11 protein-coding genes are annotated in these 17,433 nt (G+C 56.2%); 8 read left to right on the forward strand and 3 right to left on the reverse strand.

The genetic code is table 11. From position 1 onward, the window contains the following. Positions 1-86 precede the first annotated feature (86 nt). Positions 87-1,331, forward strand: a complete 1,245-nt coding sequence (gene mhpT / locus OSH04_RS04890) for a 3-(3-hydroxy-phenyl)propionate transporter MhpT (protein WP_266108031.1) — start codon at positions 87-89, stop codon at positions 1,329-1,331. Positions 1,332-1,693: 362 nt separating this feature from the next. After that, positions 1,694-2,314 carry a hypothetical protein gene (locus tag OSH04_RS04895; RefSeq protein WP_238441753.1) on the forward strand — a complete coding sequence of 207 codons (621 nt, stop codon included), beginning with the start codon at positions 1,694-1,696 and terminating at the stop codon, positions 2,312-2,314. Positions 2,315-2,356: 42 nt separating this feature from the next. Here the strand turns inward: OSH04_RS04895 and OSH04_RS04900 are convergent, their stop codons facing one another. Further along, a complete protein-coding gene (locus OSH04_RS04900) occupies positions 2,357-3,529 on the reverse strand; it encodes a fimbrial protein (protein WP_266108032.1) in 1,173 nt (390 codons plus the stop codon). A 367-nt stretch (positions 3,530-3,896) separates the two neighbouring features. Between OSH04_RS04900 and OSH04_RS04905 the strand changes: the two genes are divergently transcribed. The 6 genes from OSH04_RS04905 (at position 3,897) to OSH04_RS04930 (ending at position 14,799) form a co-directional block, all read left to right on the forward strand. After that, on the forward strand, positions 3,897-4,460 hold the full coding sequence (locus OSH04_RS04905; RefSeq protein ID WP_009459276.1) for a fimbrial protein: 564 nt from the start codon (positions 3,897-3,899) through the stop codon (positions 4,458-4,460). 67 nt (positions 4,461-4,527) lie between these two features. Continuing rightward, positions 4,528-5,283, forward strand: a complete 756-nt coding sequence (locus tag OSH04_RS04910) for a fimbrial biogenesis chaperone (protein WP_083053191.1) — start codon at positions 4,528-4,530, stop codon at positions 5,281-5,283. Positions 5,284-5,412: 129 nt separating this feature from the next. Next, positions 5,413-8,088: a fimbria/pilus outer membrane usher protein gene (locus OSH04_RS04915; RefSeq protein WP_266108033.1), complete on the forward strand. Its 2,676-nt coding sequence runs from the start codon at positions 5,413-5,415 to the stop codon at positions 8,086-8,088. A gap of 26 nt (positions 8,089-8,114) precedes the next feature. Beyond that, complete coding sequence (locus tag OSH04_RS04920) at positions 8,115-10,877, forward strand: ATP-binding protein (protein ID WP_266108034.1); 2,763 nt, start codon at positions 8,115-8,117, stop codon at positions 10,875-10,877. A 96-nt stretch (positions 10,878-10,973) separates the two neighbouring features. After that, positions 10,974-14,117 carry a hybrid sensor histidine kinase/response regulator gene (locus OSH04_RS04925; protein ID WP_266108035.1) on the forward strand — a complete coding sequence of 1,048 codons (3,144 nt, stop codon included), beginning with the start codon at positions 10,974-10,976 and terminating at the stop codon, positions 14,115-14,117. A 22-nt stretch (positions 14,118-14,139) separates the two neighbouring features. Next, entirely contained in the window at positions 14,140-14,799 is a 660-nt protein-coding gene (locus tag OSH04_RS04930; RefSeq protein ID WP_035272032.1) for a response regulator, read from the forward strand. A gap of 32 nt (positions 14,800-14,831) precedes the next feature. Here OSH04_RS04930 and OSH04_RS04935 read toward each other — a convergent pair whose 3' ends face one another. Then, the gene (locus tag OSH04_RS04935; protein WP_080748062.1) at positions 14,832-15,830 is read right to left on the reverse strand and encodes an EAL domain-containing protein; all 999 of its coding nucleotides are present in this window, start codon (positions 15,828-15,830) and stop codon (positions 14,832-14,834) included. 160 nt (positions 15,831-15,990) lie between these two features. Continuing rightward, a complete protein-coding gene (locus tag OSH04_RS04940; protein WP_080748061.1) occupies positions 15,991-17,109 on the reverse strand; it encodes a fimbrial protein in 1,119 nt (372 codons plus the stop codon). Positions 17,110-17,433: the final 324 nt, after the last annotated feature.

Consider the following 17,433-nt stretch of genomic DNA (forward strand, 5'->3'; position numbering starts at 1 on the left):
GAGCGGGTTTCTGCACCCTGAATTCGGGGCGGGCAGGGGGCAGAAGCAACAAGAAAAACGTCCCGGTCAACCGAGGAGACATAGCAATGACACATACTCAAGGCCGCAGACATGCGGTCATCACCGTGGCGATCTGCTTTCTGATCGCCGTTATCGAAGGCATGGACATCCAGGCCGCAGGTATTGCCGTGAAAGGCGTAGCAGCAGAGTTTGGTCTGGATAAAACCTACCAAGGTTATTTTCTAAGTGCAGGCATTCTGGGGCTGCTGCCCGGTTCGCTGATGGGCGGGCGCTGGGCCGATAAATACGGTCGCAAGGCCGTGCTGATTGCCTCGGTCGCCATCTTTGCCCTGTTTACCTTGTTCACTGCCTGGGTCAATAGCCTGGCCATCCTGTTGATGGTGCGCTTTCTGGCTGGAGCCGGTCTGGGCGCGGCCATGCCCAATCTGATTACGCTGGCTGCCGAATCCGTCAAACCAGAACACCGTGCCCGTGCAGTGGGCATGATGTATGCCGGCATGCCTGTTGGGGCCGCCATTCTGTCACTGGTCGCCGCCTCCAACTTTGGTGAAAACTGGAAAAACATCTTCTATCTGGGCGGCCTGCTCCCCCTGCTGGTTATTCCTGTCATGGTATGGTTCCTGCCCGAATCACGCGAGTTCCTGCAGGCTCGACAAAGCCCTGCTGTCGTTCAAGGGCGCTTCCAGGATCTGTTCAGCAATGGTCTGGCCACCCGCACCCTGCTCTTGTGGGTCAGCTATTTTTTCACGCTGATGGTGGTCTACCTGATGCTGAGCTGGCTTCCTTCCCTGTTCCAGGAGCTGGGCTTTAGCCGCAAGCAAGGCAGCACAGCCCAATTCTGGTTCATGGTCAGCGCAACCGTGGGCACCGTCTTGTTAGGGTATCTGACCGACCGCTGGCACAAAACCCTGGTTATTGCACTGATGTACGGCGGTATTCTGGCTGGTTTGTTAAGCCTGAACGCCGCATCCGGCCTGACGCAGATGTATTGGGCTGCCGCACTGACGGGCGCGTTTGTGATTGGTTGCCAGGGCGTCTTGTATGCCTTTGGCGGTATTGTCTACCCTACTTCCGTACGTGCCACTGGCGTCGGCACCGCTGCAGCCGTTGGCCGTATCGGCGCAACGCTGGGTCCAACCCTTGCAGGCATGTTGCTTAGCCAGGGGTATGGAGCCGCTGGCGTCATCAGCTCGGCAATTCCCTGCATTATTGTTTCAGCCTTGTGCATGCTGCTGGTAGTCCGTCAGATCAGTCAGGAGCAGGCACGAGTATCCGGCAGCCCCGCCCTGCCAGCCGCTGGAAAAGCTTGAGAACAGAGCCAATTGCAGCTTGGAATCCAGCTGCAACCTGAACACCAGCCCTCCTAGAGTCAGCCCTTGCATCAAGGGCTGCGTTCTACCTGGAAGACGCACCCCACACATACGTAGCTCCCCAAGCTTGAATTCGTCTTCAGGCTTGGGGGCTGCTCGGGGGGACTGCCCCCTTTTTCAGCGATTTCCGTCTGTGCAATCCACCTGGCCTCACTGGTGGCAATCCCCGACAAGAATGAAAACAAGAATAAAGAATGGCGGGATACAATGGCCGGCTGCTATTTGGCAGCCGAGATTTTTATAGCCAGGCTTGGCGCTGCAGCAGAAAACAACAAGGTGCCTGGCCCTGCACGGAAACACGGATGATGGACACAGTAATTCTTCTTCTGGTCGCCGCAATAGCCCTGCACTTTGTGCGGGCACGGTATCAACGCGGACGCATTATCTTGCTGGGTCGCCACTTGAGCAGCTTCCAGCTGGAACGCCATATGGAAACGCTGACGGAAGGCTATACCCGCGCGATTGGCGAACAAGACCCCTCGCGCCAACTGCAGGTGTTGGAGATGTTTGCCCAGACCGAAAACGCGGTAGCCACCCAGATTCAATCTCTGGCTGACCTTCTGCAAAAAGAACCAGCAGAAAACACCCGAGTAGGCATGCTGCCCTTTTGCGTGCCCTATGCCGAACGCATCATCCCCTCCATGACGCGCGACTTCCGCCAGCTATTGCAGATTCATGCTGCCGGGCTGCGTCATATGGTGGACAACCCCGAACAGCTGGACCCAAAAAGCCGGGCCTTTCATCTGTCCGCCGAGCTATACCTGTTTCAACACAGCTGCCACTGGTTCTGCAAATCCCGAACAGTGGCAGATGCACGCCTGCTGGCACGCCATAAGGTGACACATCAAAAGGTGCTGGAGTCCGTGTCCACCCAAACCCGCAATGCCTATTTACGCTGGCAGGAACCCGCTACCAGCAAATAAAAAAAGCGGAGCCCCTTGGCTCCGCTTTTTTCTTCCTGCATATCAGGGATACACAATCACAAAAGTTGCAGCCGCTTCCAAAGGCCCCGGTCTGACATCTGATTCGGTTTTATTGGGAAGCCGTACATACTGAGCGGTAAAACCGGTAGACAGTACAGCACCATCCGTCAGAGCCGGCCCTACAGAAGGCGCATAACGCGACGGCACCCAGGAGCCTGAAGGCGCAGGACCAAAAGGCAGGGGGTCAGATTCACCGCGATGAAACAAACGTATCCCGACTGCCGGATTGCTTGAGAGCAAATAATTTTTATTCGTTGCACTATCCCTGGTGTCGGTGAAATAGATATTCAGTTTAGTGTCTTTGGTACAACCCGTTCCCTCAATCAAGAAATGGGCTTGCCCTAACGCACCTGAAGAGCGACTTGCACCTGCAGGCACAATCTGACCGGGATCAACGGGTCCCAGAACCACATTTTGAGTCAAGGTACTGGTCGAGAACTTACAGCTGGGCAAGGCAGGTTTGGGCAACTCAGGCACTTGCACGGTGCCGGTCAAAGCCGCCATGGGGTCCACGAACCCATTAATACAAAGCTGTGCATTAGCCGTGCCCTTTTGATTGGCTGTCATAACAAGGACTTTATTGGCTTCAGTAAAGGTCAGTTTGCCGCCTTTATATACCTTGTCATCAATAACCACCAGTTCAAAACTGTAGAACTGGGCCAGCGTGTAACTGGCCGTTGTTCGCGCTCGTAGCACAGAAATCCACGGGCTACTGGAAATAATCGTTCCCTGCGGAGCACTTGGTCCGATTGGCGTCAAAGAGACAGTGGAGGCGTACCCCGCCCAGCGAACGACCAAACCCAACCCTGGCATCCCACTCAAGGGAACTGCTTGATAAGCGTTATCCACTATCTGCCCGCTTGCATAGACATCCACTGTTTCGCCGTGGGCAATGGGCATGTAGTACTCAGCATAGGCAGACGTACGCCCTACAATATCGCCATTTTTAAAGACGGTGCCGCTAGGGGCCATGCTCCAGCTTGAGCGTGCCGTCAGGTCTCGGGACCTGAAACAGCTCGTTGACTGAGCCTGGACCTGGCCCATCCCGACAAGCAAGGCAATGGGCAGCATCAATGCTTTAGCCCACACGAATCGCTGGCGGGAAAACTCCTGTTTCCTGAATATACGGTTCCACATATCACGCATCTCATTCATCAAAATTCGTTTCCAACCCCTATCGGGGCCAATTAATGATGAAATTTTAAAAGCGCAGTCTATTCAATTATTTAAGATTATTCCTAGAGTTATTTTTCCGCTCTTAATTGATACTCAAACCCAATCAAGCTTAATCGTCAAGAATTGCAAACCAAGCAAACAAGCCACTTGACAGAACAAAACAATTAAAAAAAAACATTCTCAATTAATAGGACTGCATTTTAAGAATAGTCCTAAATCTTTTCCCCGATTGATTTCCTAAACTTCAATTGTGCCCAAACAGAGCACACTCCTGGGAACCTTAGAGCGCCCCAAGGCGTACAACAAGGTTGCTTCGTTTGTCCAACAATCGGAAGTCAAATCAATCATGAAAAAGATCCTTTTCGGCCTCACTATCCTTTCCGCTTTTGCTGCTGCCGGTGCTCAAGCCGAATCCACTATCGGTGCCCGCGGCAACATCAACTTTGTAGGCAGCATCAACGCTGACAGTTGCACCGTGCGTTCTCCTGGTGCTTCCAGCTCCGGTGCCAACATGCTGGTCGATATGGGCCCTGTGTCGGCCAAGACTCTGGGTACGGAAGCGACGCCCGCTACCTCCGCAGGCGGCATCACCTCGATCTCCAAGAACATCGATATGCAGATCGAATGTGCCACCGGCACCAAAGTTGAGCTGAAGCTGGCTCCTACCGCGACCTCCGGCAAGGGTATTGCTGTCACTGGCGGCGCCCAGAACGTGCAGATCATGCTGGTCAGCGACCAAACCATTCTGGACTTCACCAGCGGCACCGCCAAGCTGGAAGCTCCTTACGCTGACGGCGCCATCAACATTCCTCTGACCGCCTACTACACCCGCAAGGCCGGTGCTGAAGTTGCTGATGTTGTCGGTGGCCAAGCCAACGCGACCGTTGCCTACGAGCTGTCTTACGAATAAGACTGCCTGAACCTCTGGCGAAGGGTGATCCCTTTCGCCAGAACTAACTCCTCAAGGAGAATGAACCATGTCCATCTTAACTTTCAAGAAACTGGCTTTTGGATGTCTGGCCCTGAGCGCTGCGCTATTGAGCAACCAGGCTCAGGCATCCATCTCCTTGAGCGGTACCCGCCTGATCCTGCCCGAGAAGCAGCAAGAAGCGTCCATTGTGGTTCGCAACGACAATTCGCCCATCCTGGTTCAGTCCTGGCTGGAAACGAATACCGATCACGATCAAGCAGAACTCCCCTTTGCCATTACCCCTGCACTGGTCAAAGTTGCCCCTAACGGCCAGCAAGTGATGCGTGTGCTCTATGCCGGCGGTGACCAGGGCCTGCCTCGTGACCGCGAAACCGTGCTCTGGCTGAACATCCAGGAAATCCCGCAACAAAGTCCCGGAGACAATCAGCTGCAGATAGCCATTCGCCAACGCATCAAATTATTTTTCCGTCCTGACGGCTTGCCCGGTTCGGCCGCCCAGGCCCCTGTCGATTTGCAGTGGTCCGTGGTCAACGCTCAGGGCGCACCTATGCTGGAGATCCACAACCCCAGCGCTTACCACGTGTCCATGTCCACCCTGCGCAATGCCAAAGGCCAGGAAATGGAAGACCCCGGCATGATTGCCCCTGGCCAGACCCGCCGCTTGCCCTTGGGTCGCTCCGGCGCACAAGACACCTTGCAGTTTCGTGCGATCAGCGACTACGGCAGCGCCGATCCCTATGAAGTTCGCCTGAACGGCCAAAGCAAAGTTCAGGCCCGCGCCTTGAGCTCGGACACTCCGTAAGCCGGCGGCACGACCCGCCGCCCACTCCCCGCTTCTCACGTCTGACCCTTTCGGCTACTGGCACCCGGCCAGTAGCAGGAGCCCTTGCACGTCTTCAAATCGTCAATCACGCCCCCTGGGTGCAGAGTCATGTTCACAAAAAACCATCTGTTCTGCCATCGCATTCATCCCATCAGCCGCCAGCCACTGGCCGCGTTGCGGATTGCCTTGCTGCCCTGCATGGTATTTGCAGCTTGTGCTGCCCAGGCTCAGACGACCGCCTCCGTTACCGTTCCCGCTCCCGAAGAAAACAAGACAGAGCCCGTACAAGTTGCTGCTCTGGATAGCGGTGACTCCATGGCATTTAACATGGCCTTCCTGCAAGGCAACGCCTCCACCGCCGACTTGCGCACCCTGCTCTCGAGCAGCAACGTCGCTGAAGGCGTACAGCGCGTGGACCTGTACGTGAACCAGCAGCGTACCGGACGACGCGACATCACCTTCAAACGCAACCCGCGTACGGACGAAAACGAGCCCTGCTTTGACCAGGAGATGCTCGAGCAGATCGGGATTGATCTGAGCAAATTGCCCGCTCCCGTGTCGGCCGAGTCCACCTGCTTGCGTCTGCCCGAAATTGTGCCTGACGCCACCGTGGTCTACGAAAGTGCCCAATTGCGTCTGCTGCTGAGTATCCCGCAGATCTACCTGAGCCCCAGCAAACGCGGTTATGTTGATCCCTCTTTGTGGGACGAAGGCCAGACAGCTGCCTTTGTGAACTACGGTGTCAATGTGCGCCGCGATCAAAGCAAAGGCATGTCCGCCACCAACCACCTGAGTGCAGACCTGCGCCTGGGTGTGAACATCGGCCCCTGGCGCATACGCAACAACTCCTACTACACCTCGGGCACCAATCGTTCCAGCTCCTTTACCAGCCAGAACACTTACGCCCAGCGCGATATCGTGTCCCTGAAAAGCCAGTTGCTGGCCGGGCAGACGTATACCCGCTCGCCCATGTTTGACAGTGTGCGCTTTATGGGTGTGCAGATGCTCTCGGACGAGGCCATGCGCCCCGACAGCGAGCAGGGCTACGCGCCGGTTATCCGTGGCACGGCCGAAAGCAATGCCACGGTGGAAGTACGCCAGAACGGCTATGTGATCTACACCACCAACGTCGCCCCCGGTCCTTTCGCCATCAGTGACCTGGCGCCCTCGGGCTCGAACGGTGATCTGGAAATCACCATTATCGAAGCCGATGGTTCGCGTCGCATCTTGCGCCAGGCATTCTCTGCACCGCCCTTGATGGTGCGTGAGGGCCGCCTGAGCTATGACATCGCCGCCGGTCAACTGCGCCTGAACGACGAAATGCAGGAGCGTCCCCACTTTGTCAGCGGCTCCATGCTGTATGGCGTCAGCGCCAACACCACCCTGGCCGCCGGGGTGCAGGTCTCCAAAGACTTCAATGCCTATTCCCTGGGGGTCGGCATGAACACCCAGTTGGGTGCGGTCTCGCTGGATGCGACCCGCTCCACCAGTCGTGTCCAGGGCCAGCAATCCCAGGGCACCAGCATGAACCTGCGTTACAACAAGTTCATCGAGGCTACCGGCTCGAACGTGTCCATCAATATGCGTCACGACTTGAGCCGTGGCTATCGCACCCTGTCCGATCACATCACCGCCACAGAAGCACCAGCGCACTTGCGCCTGTACGGTCAACGTGACTCGCGCCAGCGCATCGATGCCAATATCAGCCAACCTGTAGGTGGTGGCAATCTGTACCTGAGCGCTTCCTACAACAAGAACTGGGAGAACAACTCCTCCAATAGTTTGTCGGTGGGCTACAGCAACAATATCGGCAAGGTGAACTACAACCTGTCGTACACCCGTACCCGTAACCTGCAGTCTTCCTTTGGTCCTTCGCGCTCGCACGACAACGCAGTCATGCTGACCTTGAGTATCCCTCTGGGCAGCGGACCAAATGCGCCACAAAGCTTTACCACGGTCAGCCATGACAATAGTGGCAATGCCGTCCAGGCTGGTGCCAGCGGTCTATTGCCTACCGAGCGCGAGATCAGTTACGCCGTTGCAGGTGGCCGCAGTGCTGCCGGTGAAAGCAGTGCCTCGGTCAACGTGGGAACAGCAAGCTCTTTTGCCCGCATGAATGCCGGCTACTCCTATGGCAATCAACACAGCTCCGGCAACTTCTCGGCCAATGGTTCGATTGTGGCGCATAGCGGCGGGGTGAACCTGGGTCAGGCTCTGGGCGAGACCATCATGCTGGCCAAAGTAGAGCCGCCTGTAGCCGGGGTAGGCGTATCCAGCCACGCAGGTGTCAAGACCGGCTCGAACGGCTACGCCATCATCCCCAATGCCACCCCCTACCGCAGCAACCACGTCAGCCTGGATACACGCAACGCCCCGCGCAATGCCGAATTCGACAACGCCGTGCAGCAAATCGTCCCTACCCGCGGTGCGGTTGCCCTGGCTACTTTCAAGGCCGAAGTCGGTTACCGCGTACAGTTTGAATTGCGCGATGAGCAAGGTGCAGCGTTGCCCTTTGGCGCCATGGTGCGGGATGCCGCCGGCCAGCAACTGGGCATGACCGACCCGCGTGGCCGTATCCTGACCATGGTCTCCCCTGAACAAATGCGCGGCTATCTGGATATCAGCCGTAATGGTCAGCTGTGTCGCGCCCGCTACGAGCTGGCCGAACAAGCCGAAAGCCTGAACTATCAATTGCTTCGCCTGAACTGTGTCAAGCGTGAACCCGATCCCATGCTGCCCGGCGATCTGGCCAAACAAGGCGCAAGCCAGGACGGAACAGTATGAGGCCCGTTCAGCTAAGAGGCAGCCCCATGCGAGAGAACCTGCCCTGCATGCAGGTTCCTCGCTTTCCCAGCGTCTTGCTGGGTGCCTTGTCCTTAATCCTTATCCTGTGTGCCTCCTTGGGCACCGGGGCATATCTGTATGCATCGGCTACGCACCTGATTTCCGAGTATCGTCGGCAACTGAACGGTGCTGCCGACCACGCCCAATTATTTTTTGACCAGCGTGAGGTCCTGCTGCGCGCCGTGGCCGCAGCAGCGGTTTCTCCCGACACCGTGCAGCTCTCGTCCAATAGACAAAACCTGGAAACGCTCGACACCCCGAATAATGGCTCAGCCGATCACTACGTCTTTTTACTGACGCGCCGCCATTGGAATGCCATCCATCGCACAGGCACCTTGCGATACAGCGAGCTGGATCCTGCCCGAGACTACCGTCTGGAGCGCGACGGCCAGCGCCGGTTCTGGGAACCACAGGTGGATGCGCTAGCCACACGCCTGAACACCATCAATAAACAGCCTCACGCCCGGCAAGTTCCCGTGCTCTGGCTACACCAGGACAATGACTCTTTCTCGCAGTTGGTGGCTTACACCCCGATAGACAGAGAAAACCGTCAGGGAGCCTGGTTGGGTCTTGAACTGAACAATATCGACCGCGCCCTGACCTTGACGCCACCACCACCTGGCACGGAATACATTTTGTTCGATATACGCGGGCAAGCTGTTTTGTACAGCAGCTCCCCGCCTGATGCGTCCGAGTTGCGCTGGGTTCAGCAGGACTACTTTGGTTTTGACGGCAAAGGCTGGCCCAAACATATCATCCTGAGCAAATCCATTGGGACGGGCGGCCTGCGCGTACTCTACGCCCTGCCCACCAAACAGTTATTGCACGATGGCCGCAACGCCTTGATCACGGCCTTGCTGACCCTCACCGTCTTTACCACCGTTGTTCTGGTCGGCGCTTGCCTGATACGGAGGCGCTTGTTGCTGCCTGCGCGCCAGCAGCAACAAAGCCTGGTCGATAGCGTGTCCTTGAATCGCAAGCTGGTTGCCATGGCTCCTGTCGGCCTGGCCCTGGTCGACGCCCAAGGTGAAGTGGTTTTTCAAGAAAATCTGCAGGCACGCACCTGGATGCAAGGTGATGATCAATGGCGTACACGCTTACCCGGTGAGCATGAGCCCAGCACATGCACCGACGTTACCCTGAAGGATGGGCGCAGTGTACGTGTCCATGCCATCAGCTTGCATTACCGCGGACAGCCCGCGGCTCTGTGCTCCATTATTGACGTCACCGCTGAGAAAGCCGAAGAGGCTGCCCTGCGCCACTCCCGCCAACTGGCCGAGAACGCCAATATCGCCAAAACTCAATTCCTGACCACCATGAGTCATGAAATCCGCACGCCCCTGTACGGAATTCTAGGGACGCTGGAGCTCCTGTCTCTGTCCGAAAAGCAGCAACACCCTTCGCCCTATCTGGACACCTTGCGCCGCTCGGCCGAAACACTGTTCCGGGTAGTGGGTGAATCGCTGGACCTGTCTCGTATTGAAGCGGGGCACGTCACCCTGGAACCGCGCGAATTCTGTGCGCAGGAGCAGGTGGATGAAACTATTGCAGCGTTTGCTGCAACCGCACAAAACAAGGGCTTGCTACTGTATTCCATCACCCCTGTCAGGGCCCTGGTTCCCACTATTGGTGATCCCCTGAAGATTCGCCAGATTCTGAGCAACCTGATCAGCAATGCCATCAAGTTCACCACTTCTGGCCATGTGGTGCTGCGTCTGCATACTGAACCCCAGCCGGGCAACCGCCTGTCACTGCGCTTTCAGATTACGGACTCCGGACAGGGCATCAGTGCAGAGGTTCTGCCCAAACTGTTCCTGCCCTATTTCAGCCTTAACGAAGGTGGTGCCAACAAGCAGCCTGGCACGGGTCTGGGCTTGCCCATTTGTCAGCGCCTGGCCAGCCTGATGGGCGGCTCTCTGTCCGTGGTCAGTGAACCGGGCCTGGGCACCAGTATCACGTTCGAAGTGATTCTGCCTGTGGCCTCCCCGCCCGGCACAGCTCCGGCTCCCGAGTCCAAATTGGCATTCCGCCCCGTCTATGTGACTGGAGACATCCCGGAAATCGTCTCCAACGTCAGCAAATGGCTCCGTCATTGGGGTGCCTATGCCCTGCCCTACACCGGGCAAGTCGCCAAACCGGGAGCTGTGCTGGTGCATAGCTGGCCGTCTTTTGCCACCAGTACACCTGAGTGGACAGGCCGCCAGGTCATGGTTCAACCCAATACCCAGACCCAAACCCCTCAAGCCGATAATCCTGACTGCTTCTACACTGCCTCGACCGCCATGGAACACATCATGCAAGCGGTGCAGCAGGCTCAAGCGCTCGATTGCGCGCCTCAGCCGACCAAAGAGACATTAAAACCCTCCGTACGCCCCCAACGTGTACTGGTTGTGGACGACAACCCGGTTAACCGGCAAATTCTTCAGGAGCAATTAACTTTGCTGGGCTGCACGACTCATCTGGAAGCCAGCGGCGAAGCCGCCTCGACACTGGCAAACAAAGATCAATTTGATATTGTGTTTACAGACCTGTTCATGCCCGGCATGGACGGCTACTCTCTGGCCCGCGCCTTGCGTTCGGAAGGCTACCAGGGACGCATTATTGGCATTACCGCCAATGCCATTTTGGATAAAGACAAAGAATGGTCAGCCGCAGGCATGGATGCCCTGCTGATCAAACCTCTGCCCATGGCCGCCTTGCGCGACAGCCTGCAGCCTCCGACCTTCTAAACCAGCCCGACCAGCCACAAATGCTACGGCGCTACCGCGGCGCAGGGCGGTATGATACGGCAGGAATTGCCCAAATCGGCGACCTCACGGAGAACCATGGCCAACTCACCTTTTAATCGTATGACGCGGCGCTCGCGTGGACACACGCGACTATTGCTTAGCGTTATTCCTGTCTCCTTCGTTTTGCTGGGCGCTCTGGTCGTAGGCGGCCAGCATTTTTTCAGCCAGGAGCGCCATCGTCTGAAATCCGATTTCGCCGTGACGGTGGCCTATATCCACGAACAGGAACGATTTTTAGCGCAGCTCAAGGCAGATGCCGCCAAACTGCAAGCCGGGCCGGAGCCAGAACCTCCACCGGTAGAAAGCGGCCGTTCCGTGAATATCTGGCGGCCAACAGCCAGCGTCTCGTTTTCCATGATTTGCGAGCAGCACTGCCGCGCCCCCAAAGAGGCCTACGGAACCTTGGGGGCCGATCTGGCCGACAGCTTTGCGTCCTTTTGGGCCAGATCCTATTTTCCCTCCGGCTACCTGTTCCTGTTCCATCCCGACATGGAGGACAGCCTGAGCATTCCGGAGCTGGAATCCTCCCGCACAGATACGGTCCTGCCTATTGCGTCGCACAAAGAAGCACGCGACCACGTCCAGCCCTGGAGCACGCCTTTACCCGGTCCACAAGCAGTGAAGTGGGTTTCCCTGCCCGACCACCCCTTGCATATGCTGGGCATCATCCCGGTTGCCTTGCCCGGACTGCCCGTACCTGGTGCAGACCCGGCCCGATTCCAGGCCATGAGTCTGTTTGACAAAGGCAGGCTGCGGGAATTTTTCAATCAGTCCGAAGCGCCTGTCGGGTATCGATTCTGGCTGCACCATACCCAGCAAGGTTTGCTGATCGGTAAAAACGACTCCCCTGATTTGCAGCACGATGGTTTTAGCATCAGCTGGCGGGGCCTGGCCTTTCAAATGAGCGATCCCTCCGGCACCTGGACAGGGCGCTACCTGATCAGCCCCAGTCAGTTGCTGGATAGCACATGGGTGCCCCTGGGCACGGTCGTATTTTTATTGCTGAGTTTGCTGGGCGGCATGGCTTATGCCCGCTGGTACGGGCGCCGTGTGGTGGAGCCAGCACGTCAGGCCCAACGTGCACTGCTGGAAAGCCGGGACTTCAACCGCAGCATCATTGATACCTCGCCGGTAGCTCTGTGCGTGATCAGCAAAGAAAAGCGGCAGATTATTTTTGGCAATGCCCAGGCACTGGAATGGCTGGGGCTGGATGCGGGGGATGTATTACCTGAACAGGCACCGCTAGCCTTGGCCCTGAACACCTTGCAGCAACAGGGAGCGCAGGCCACCGAAGGCAAAGTAGATTTAGCAGATGGACGCAGCCTGCATTTGGCCTGCGCACCCAGCCGCTACCATGAGCAGGACGTTCTGCTGTGTGTGTTGATGGACCTGACGGCACAAGAAGAAATCCAGCGTGAACTGGAACGCGCGCGCGCGGCCGCCGATGAAGCCAGTACGGCCAAATCCGCTTTCCTGGCCACGATGAGTCATGAGATTCGCACGCCTCTGTACGGCGTTTTGGGCTCCCTGGAGTTGCTGTCCATGACCGAATTAAATAGCCAGCAGCATCAACAGGTAGACCGAATTCAAGGTGCCTCGCGCCAGTTGTTGCAGATCATCAGTGACATTCTGGATATCAGCCGGATTGAAGCGGGCCAAACTCATGTGCAGTCGGTGCCCCTGGACCCGATTGCTTTGGTCCAGGATTGCACCGCCACCTATACCGCCATGGCTCAGCAAAAAAACCTGCTGCTGTTTTGCCATATAGACCCGGATGTCCCGTCCTGCGTCCTGGGCGATCCTTTGCACATACGTCAGATTCTGAGCAATCTGATCAGCAATGCCGTCAAGTTCACTCAGGCAGGGCACATTATTGTGCGACTGCGTCTTGAGCAGATTGCCCAAGGAAAAGCCCAATTAATGTTTCAGGTGGCTGATAGTGGCGTGGGCATTGAGCACGAACGACAGGACAAACTATTTACCCCCTTTTATGTCGCCCATGCGGGCGAGCACACCATACGAGGGGCAGGCTTGGGCTTGTCCATCTGTGCCCGTCTGGCCGAACTGATGGACAGTCAGATTCAGTTAACCAGTGAACCAGGACTGGGCAGCAGTTTCTCCTTTACGCTGAATCTGGACATAGAGCCCAAAGAGGCCCAAACCCGCCCTGCCCCGAACCTGCATGGCATGAAGCTGCATGTGCGAACACCTCATGCCGAATTGTCCGAGTCGATCTGCAATTGGCTCATCCGCTGGAATGCCCAGGCACAAGCCCTGCTGCCCAGCGACTCCCTGACAGGCCAGGCCGAAGAGATCTTGCTGGATGTGATGATGCCCGGCAGCCAGCCGTTACCTCATTGGCTCGGCCCCTACCTCAGTGTCTCGGCACGCGATGGCAGTAGTACCTTGCCGGAGGCGGATGGCACCAGTCCCGAAAGCATCGCTCGTTCCCTGGAGCGCTGGCAGGCACAACAACATGCCACGCCGGCACAAATCCTGGAGTCCACGCCACCCGCCAAAACAGCGATCAAGCCCCCCAGCCGCCCAGGCCTGCATGTGCTGGTCGCTGAAGACAACCCGCTCAATCAGGCGACCTTGCGTGAACAGCTGGAGCGTTTGGGATATCAGGTAACCCTGGCTCAAGATGGCGAAGAGGCCTTGAGTCTGTGGGATGACAACAACCATGATTTGCTACTGACAGACGTCAATATGCCCAATATGACGGGCTACGAGCTGGCACGTCATCTGCGTGCACAAGGCATGAATGCACCCATCATTGGCATTACCGCCAACGCCATGCGCGACGAAGCCCAGCGCTGTACGCAAAGCGGCATGAACGCATGCCTGGTCAAGCCCATGAATCTGGCCACCCTGAGCAGTCTGCTGGAATCGTTAGCTACCTCACCTGTGCCCAAACGCTATCGGGAGATTTTCCGCAGCACCATGAGCAAGGATTTACAGACCCTGGAACAAGCCCTGCATGAGCAAAACGCGGCGCAAAGCCAGGCCGTCTTGCATCGCATGGCTGGAGCTCTGGTGGTAATGGGTCTGCATGAAATCGCGGACAGAGTGAAAGAACTGGAACAGAATTTCAGGCAAAATACTCAACAAACTGAAACACAAGTTCATACAGCCGCTGCCGTGTGCCAGGCACTACGCGAGCTGATTGAACAAGTCTAGCAAAACAGGCAAGGAAACCCGAATGCCCGCCATTCAGAAACTGCGCGTCATCATTGCAGACGATCACCCATTGATTTTGATGGGGATACGCGAGCTGCTGGGCCGCGATATCAACCTGAGCGTTGAGGCCGTAGCTGCCAGCCCCTCGGAGCTGGTCGAGCACCTGCAGAAAAACCAGCCCGATACCATCATTACCGACTACTCCATGCCCGGCGATGAGCAGTATGGCGACGGGATGCGCTTCATTTCTTATCTACGGCGCCACTTTCCCGACGTCAAACTGATTGTGCTGACCATGGTGTCCAACCCCATGATTATTTCTTCTTTGTACGATGCTGGCGTACAAGGAGTTGTCCTCAAACAGGACGAGCTCTCTGAAGTCCTGGTCGCCCTGCACTTGTTGCGCCAAGGCGTGAAGTACTACCCGGCCAATTTCAAGCAAGATACGCCCAAAGACGTGCTGACCAGCTCGGTACAGGAGCGCCTGGAGTCCCTGAGCCCAAGGGAATTTGAAGTCCTGCGCCTGTTTGCCATGGGAGACTCCATCAGCGCCATTGCTGAACAATTAAACCGCAGCATCAAGACTATCAGCGCCCAAAAAGCATCGGCCATGCGCAAACTGAACGTGCATAACAACCAGGACCTGATTGCGTTCTGTACCCAGAACAACCTGTTCTCCTGAATGCGCACAAGGCAGGGCCGGGCATGCCTGATTCATGTCGCCCAACGCTGACGCATCCACATATCCAGCTCAAAGGCGGGTGTGGGTTTGGCGAACAAATAGCCTTGAGCATAATCACAGCCCATTTGTCGTAAGCAATCCAGATCCTCCTGCTGCTCTACTCCTTCGGCGGTAACACGCAGGCCACGCTGCTTGGCCACCCGGATCCAGTCTTGTACCTGTTCGCTTTGCTCGCGACTGTGCGCCAAGCCATACACACTTTGCCGGTCCAATTTGAGTTCTGAAAACGGGGCTGACATCAAACGTTCCATTGAGCTGTAGGCCACCCCGGCATCATCTTGCGCCAGCCCAAAGCCCATCGCTACCAGGCGTGAAGCCCCTAAAAACAAGGCGCAGGGCGTCCGGGTGTTGGAGTTTTCCAGCAACTCCAACGTAATCTGGCTGGCCTGCCCCTGCTGTTCCTGTACACAGGCCATCAGACGATCTGGCAGGCTGACATCATCAAGCAAATGAGTGGGCAGGTTCACTGCCACAGGCACCGACAAACCCTGACGACGCCAATAGGCCTGCAAACCTAGAACTTCTTGCAGCATATGCAAGAGCAAAGCCTCGTCCAGGCCATGCTCACTGAACCAGGGCAAAAACACATCGGGGGACAAGACACCCCATTGAGGGTGACGCCAGCGCGCCAGAGCCTCCAACGCAACCAACTGCTGGGACTGCACCGAGACCTTGGGCTGCAGCCACGCCTGAACCTGCTCCTTTCGCAAGGCATCGAGCAAAACGGCCCGCGTAATCAGCATCCCGCCCTGTTCAGGCTGAGCGCACCCGCTACGGCCCGAAAAGCCGTAAGGCCGGACTAGGCGGCTGCTCAAGGCCTTGCTGTCTACCGGAGCTGCGCTTGCTTTAGCAGAACGCCCGACAGCAGGGACAATGCGCCGGGGCATCCACAAGCCTGACTCCGAGCGAGGCTGACGAAGCAAGTTCATCACCATCGTAGGTGGCATGTGAGAAGTGGATGGTGCGAACATGAATGTCCCCGGCTAACAATGAACAGACTGGAATTTCCAGGCCAGAATCGATAACTGAGATCGTAAGATTTCCTGCGGGCTAATGGCCTAGGAATAGTCTGAAAACCCCAGCCCTTGCCAGTGCAGCCCGCTCTTTGTATGAGCGGATGCCCTTACAGGCCTAGTCATACATGAACGTGACCACGGCCTCGGCCTGCAAACTGCCTGGAGTTACCGTGCCGCTTTGCACATTGGGCAATTGCACATACTGGGCGGTGATAGGCAAATGCATATCAGATAAAGAGCTGCTTGTTGGCCCTTCCACGACGGGGGGCCGGTCCGGCAAAGTAGAACCCACAGGCGCAGGACCAAACTCGATTGGCTGCTGGCTATCCCGGTGATACAGACGCACACCAACCGACGGATGTGAAGAGCGCAAATAATTCTTGGGCTCCGAACTGGCACGAGTATCGGTAAAAAAGGCCTTGATCGTGGTACCTGCCGGACAGCCGCGGCCTACCAGTTCAAAGTTCTGTTCAGCGATCCTCCCCTCGCTGCGACTGCTGCCATATGCGGCCAACTGCGAGAGGGTGATGGGCGGCATGGACACCACCCGGTTCAGGTCAGCCGACGAACAGGTGGGTGCTGGTGGTTTGGGCATTTCGGGAATTCCGCCCCCTTTTACCAAAGGCCCCATAAGATCAAGGATCCCATTAACGCAAATTGTGTTTCTGCCTGCCGAACTAGTCCGAGAAACAAAAGCAGTAACTGCCTGCTCATTAGTGACCTCAAGCTTTCCACCTTTATATTTTTCCGCGTCGATCACCACGATTTCGTATTTAAAATAATACGAAATCGTGTAACTTTTTGGGCCTTCTCCGGTCAACATCTTCCCCATATAAGAAACAGAAACCGGGGTTCCGTCAGGACGGACAGAGGACGCAGTAAACGCGTAAAGACTATAAAAACCATTCCAGGAAACTCGTACTCCCACACCAGGTGTCTTGGGCATAGGAATAGCGTTATAGGGGTGATTACCACCGTTCACTCCCCCCGCATCCACACTGGCTTTACGCTCTTTTGACGAATAAAAGAATGTCGCGTTTGTCAATGCTGATGCTATTACCTGACCGTTATAGAATCCATTTCCATAAGGCTCGACTTTCCAGTCATATAAATTCAAATCCGTATTTCTTAGGCAATCCTCACTAGCTTGAGCAACAGCATTCACGGAAAAGCAGGTAAAAAAACCGGCTACCAGTATTGAACACAACTTGCTTTTGCATTTTTTATTTCTCATGGGATTACCTTTTTTTAAATAGGCATGTAAAAAGACCCAGATATAATTTCACCCATTCATACCCCAACAAACCATAAGACTATTCCGATAGTGCTTTTTACCTACTGTCTGAATCTGTGAATCAAGCCGGCTAAAGCGCATAGATCAGAGGCCGGAAAGCTGCAAAATCGACGAGCTTTTCCCGTCCTCGACGTCCTCTGGTAAACCCCAGTATGTTTAGGCATCAATATTTTGTAGATTGAAAAAGCAGACATCTGAGTCTGCCAAAACACATGCATGCGCTGCCAACGTTGCCAGCGACATGCAGGCAATAAAGCCTCACTC

Source organism: Alcaligenes nematophilus (assembly GCF_026344155.1).
Classification (GTDB): Bacteria; Pseudomonadota; Gammaproteobacteria; order Burkholderiales; family Burkholderiaceae_B; genus Alcaligenes; species Alcaligenes phenolicus.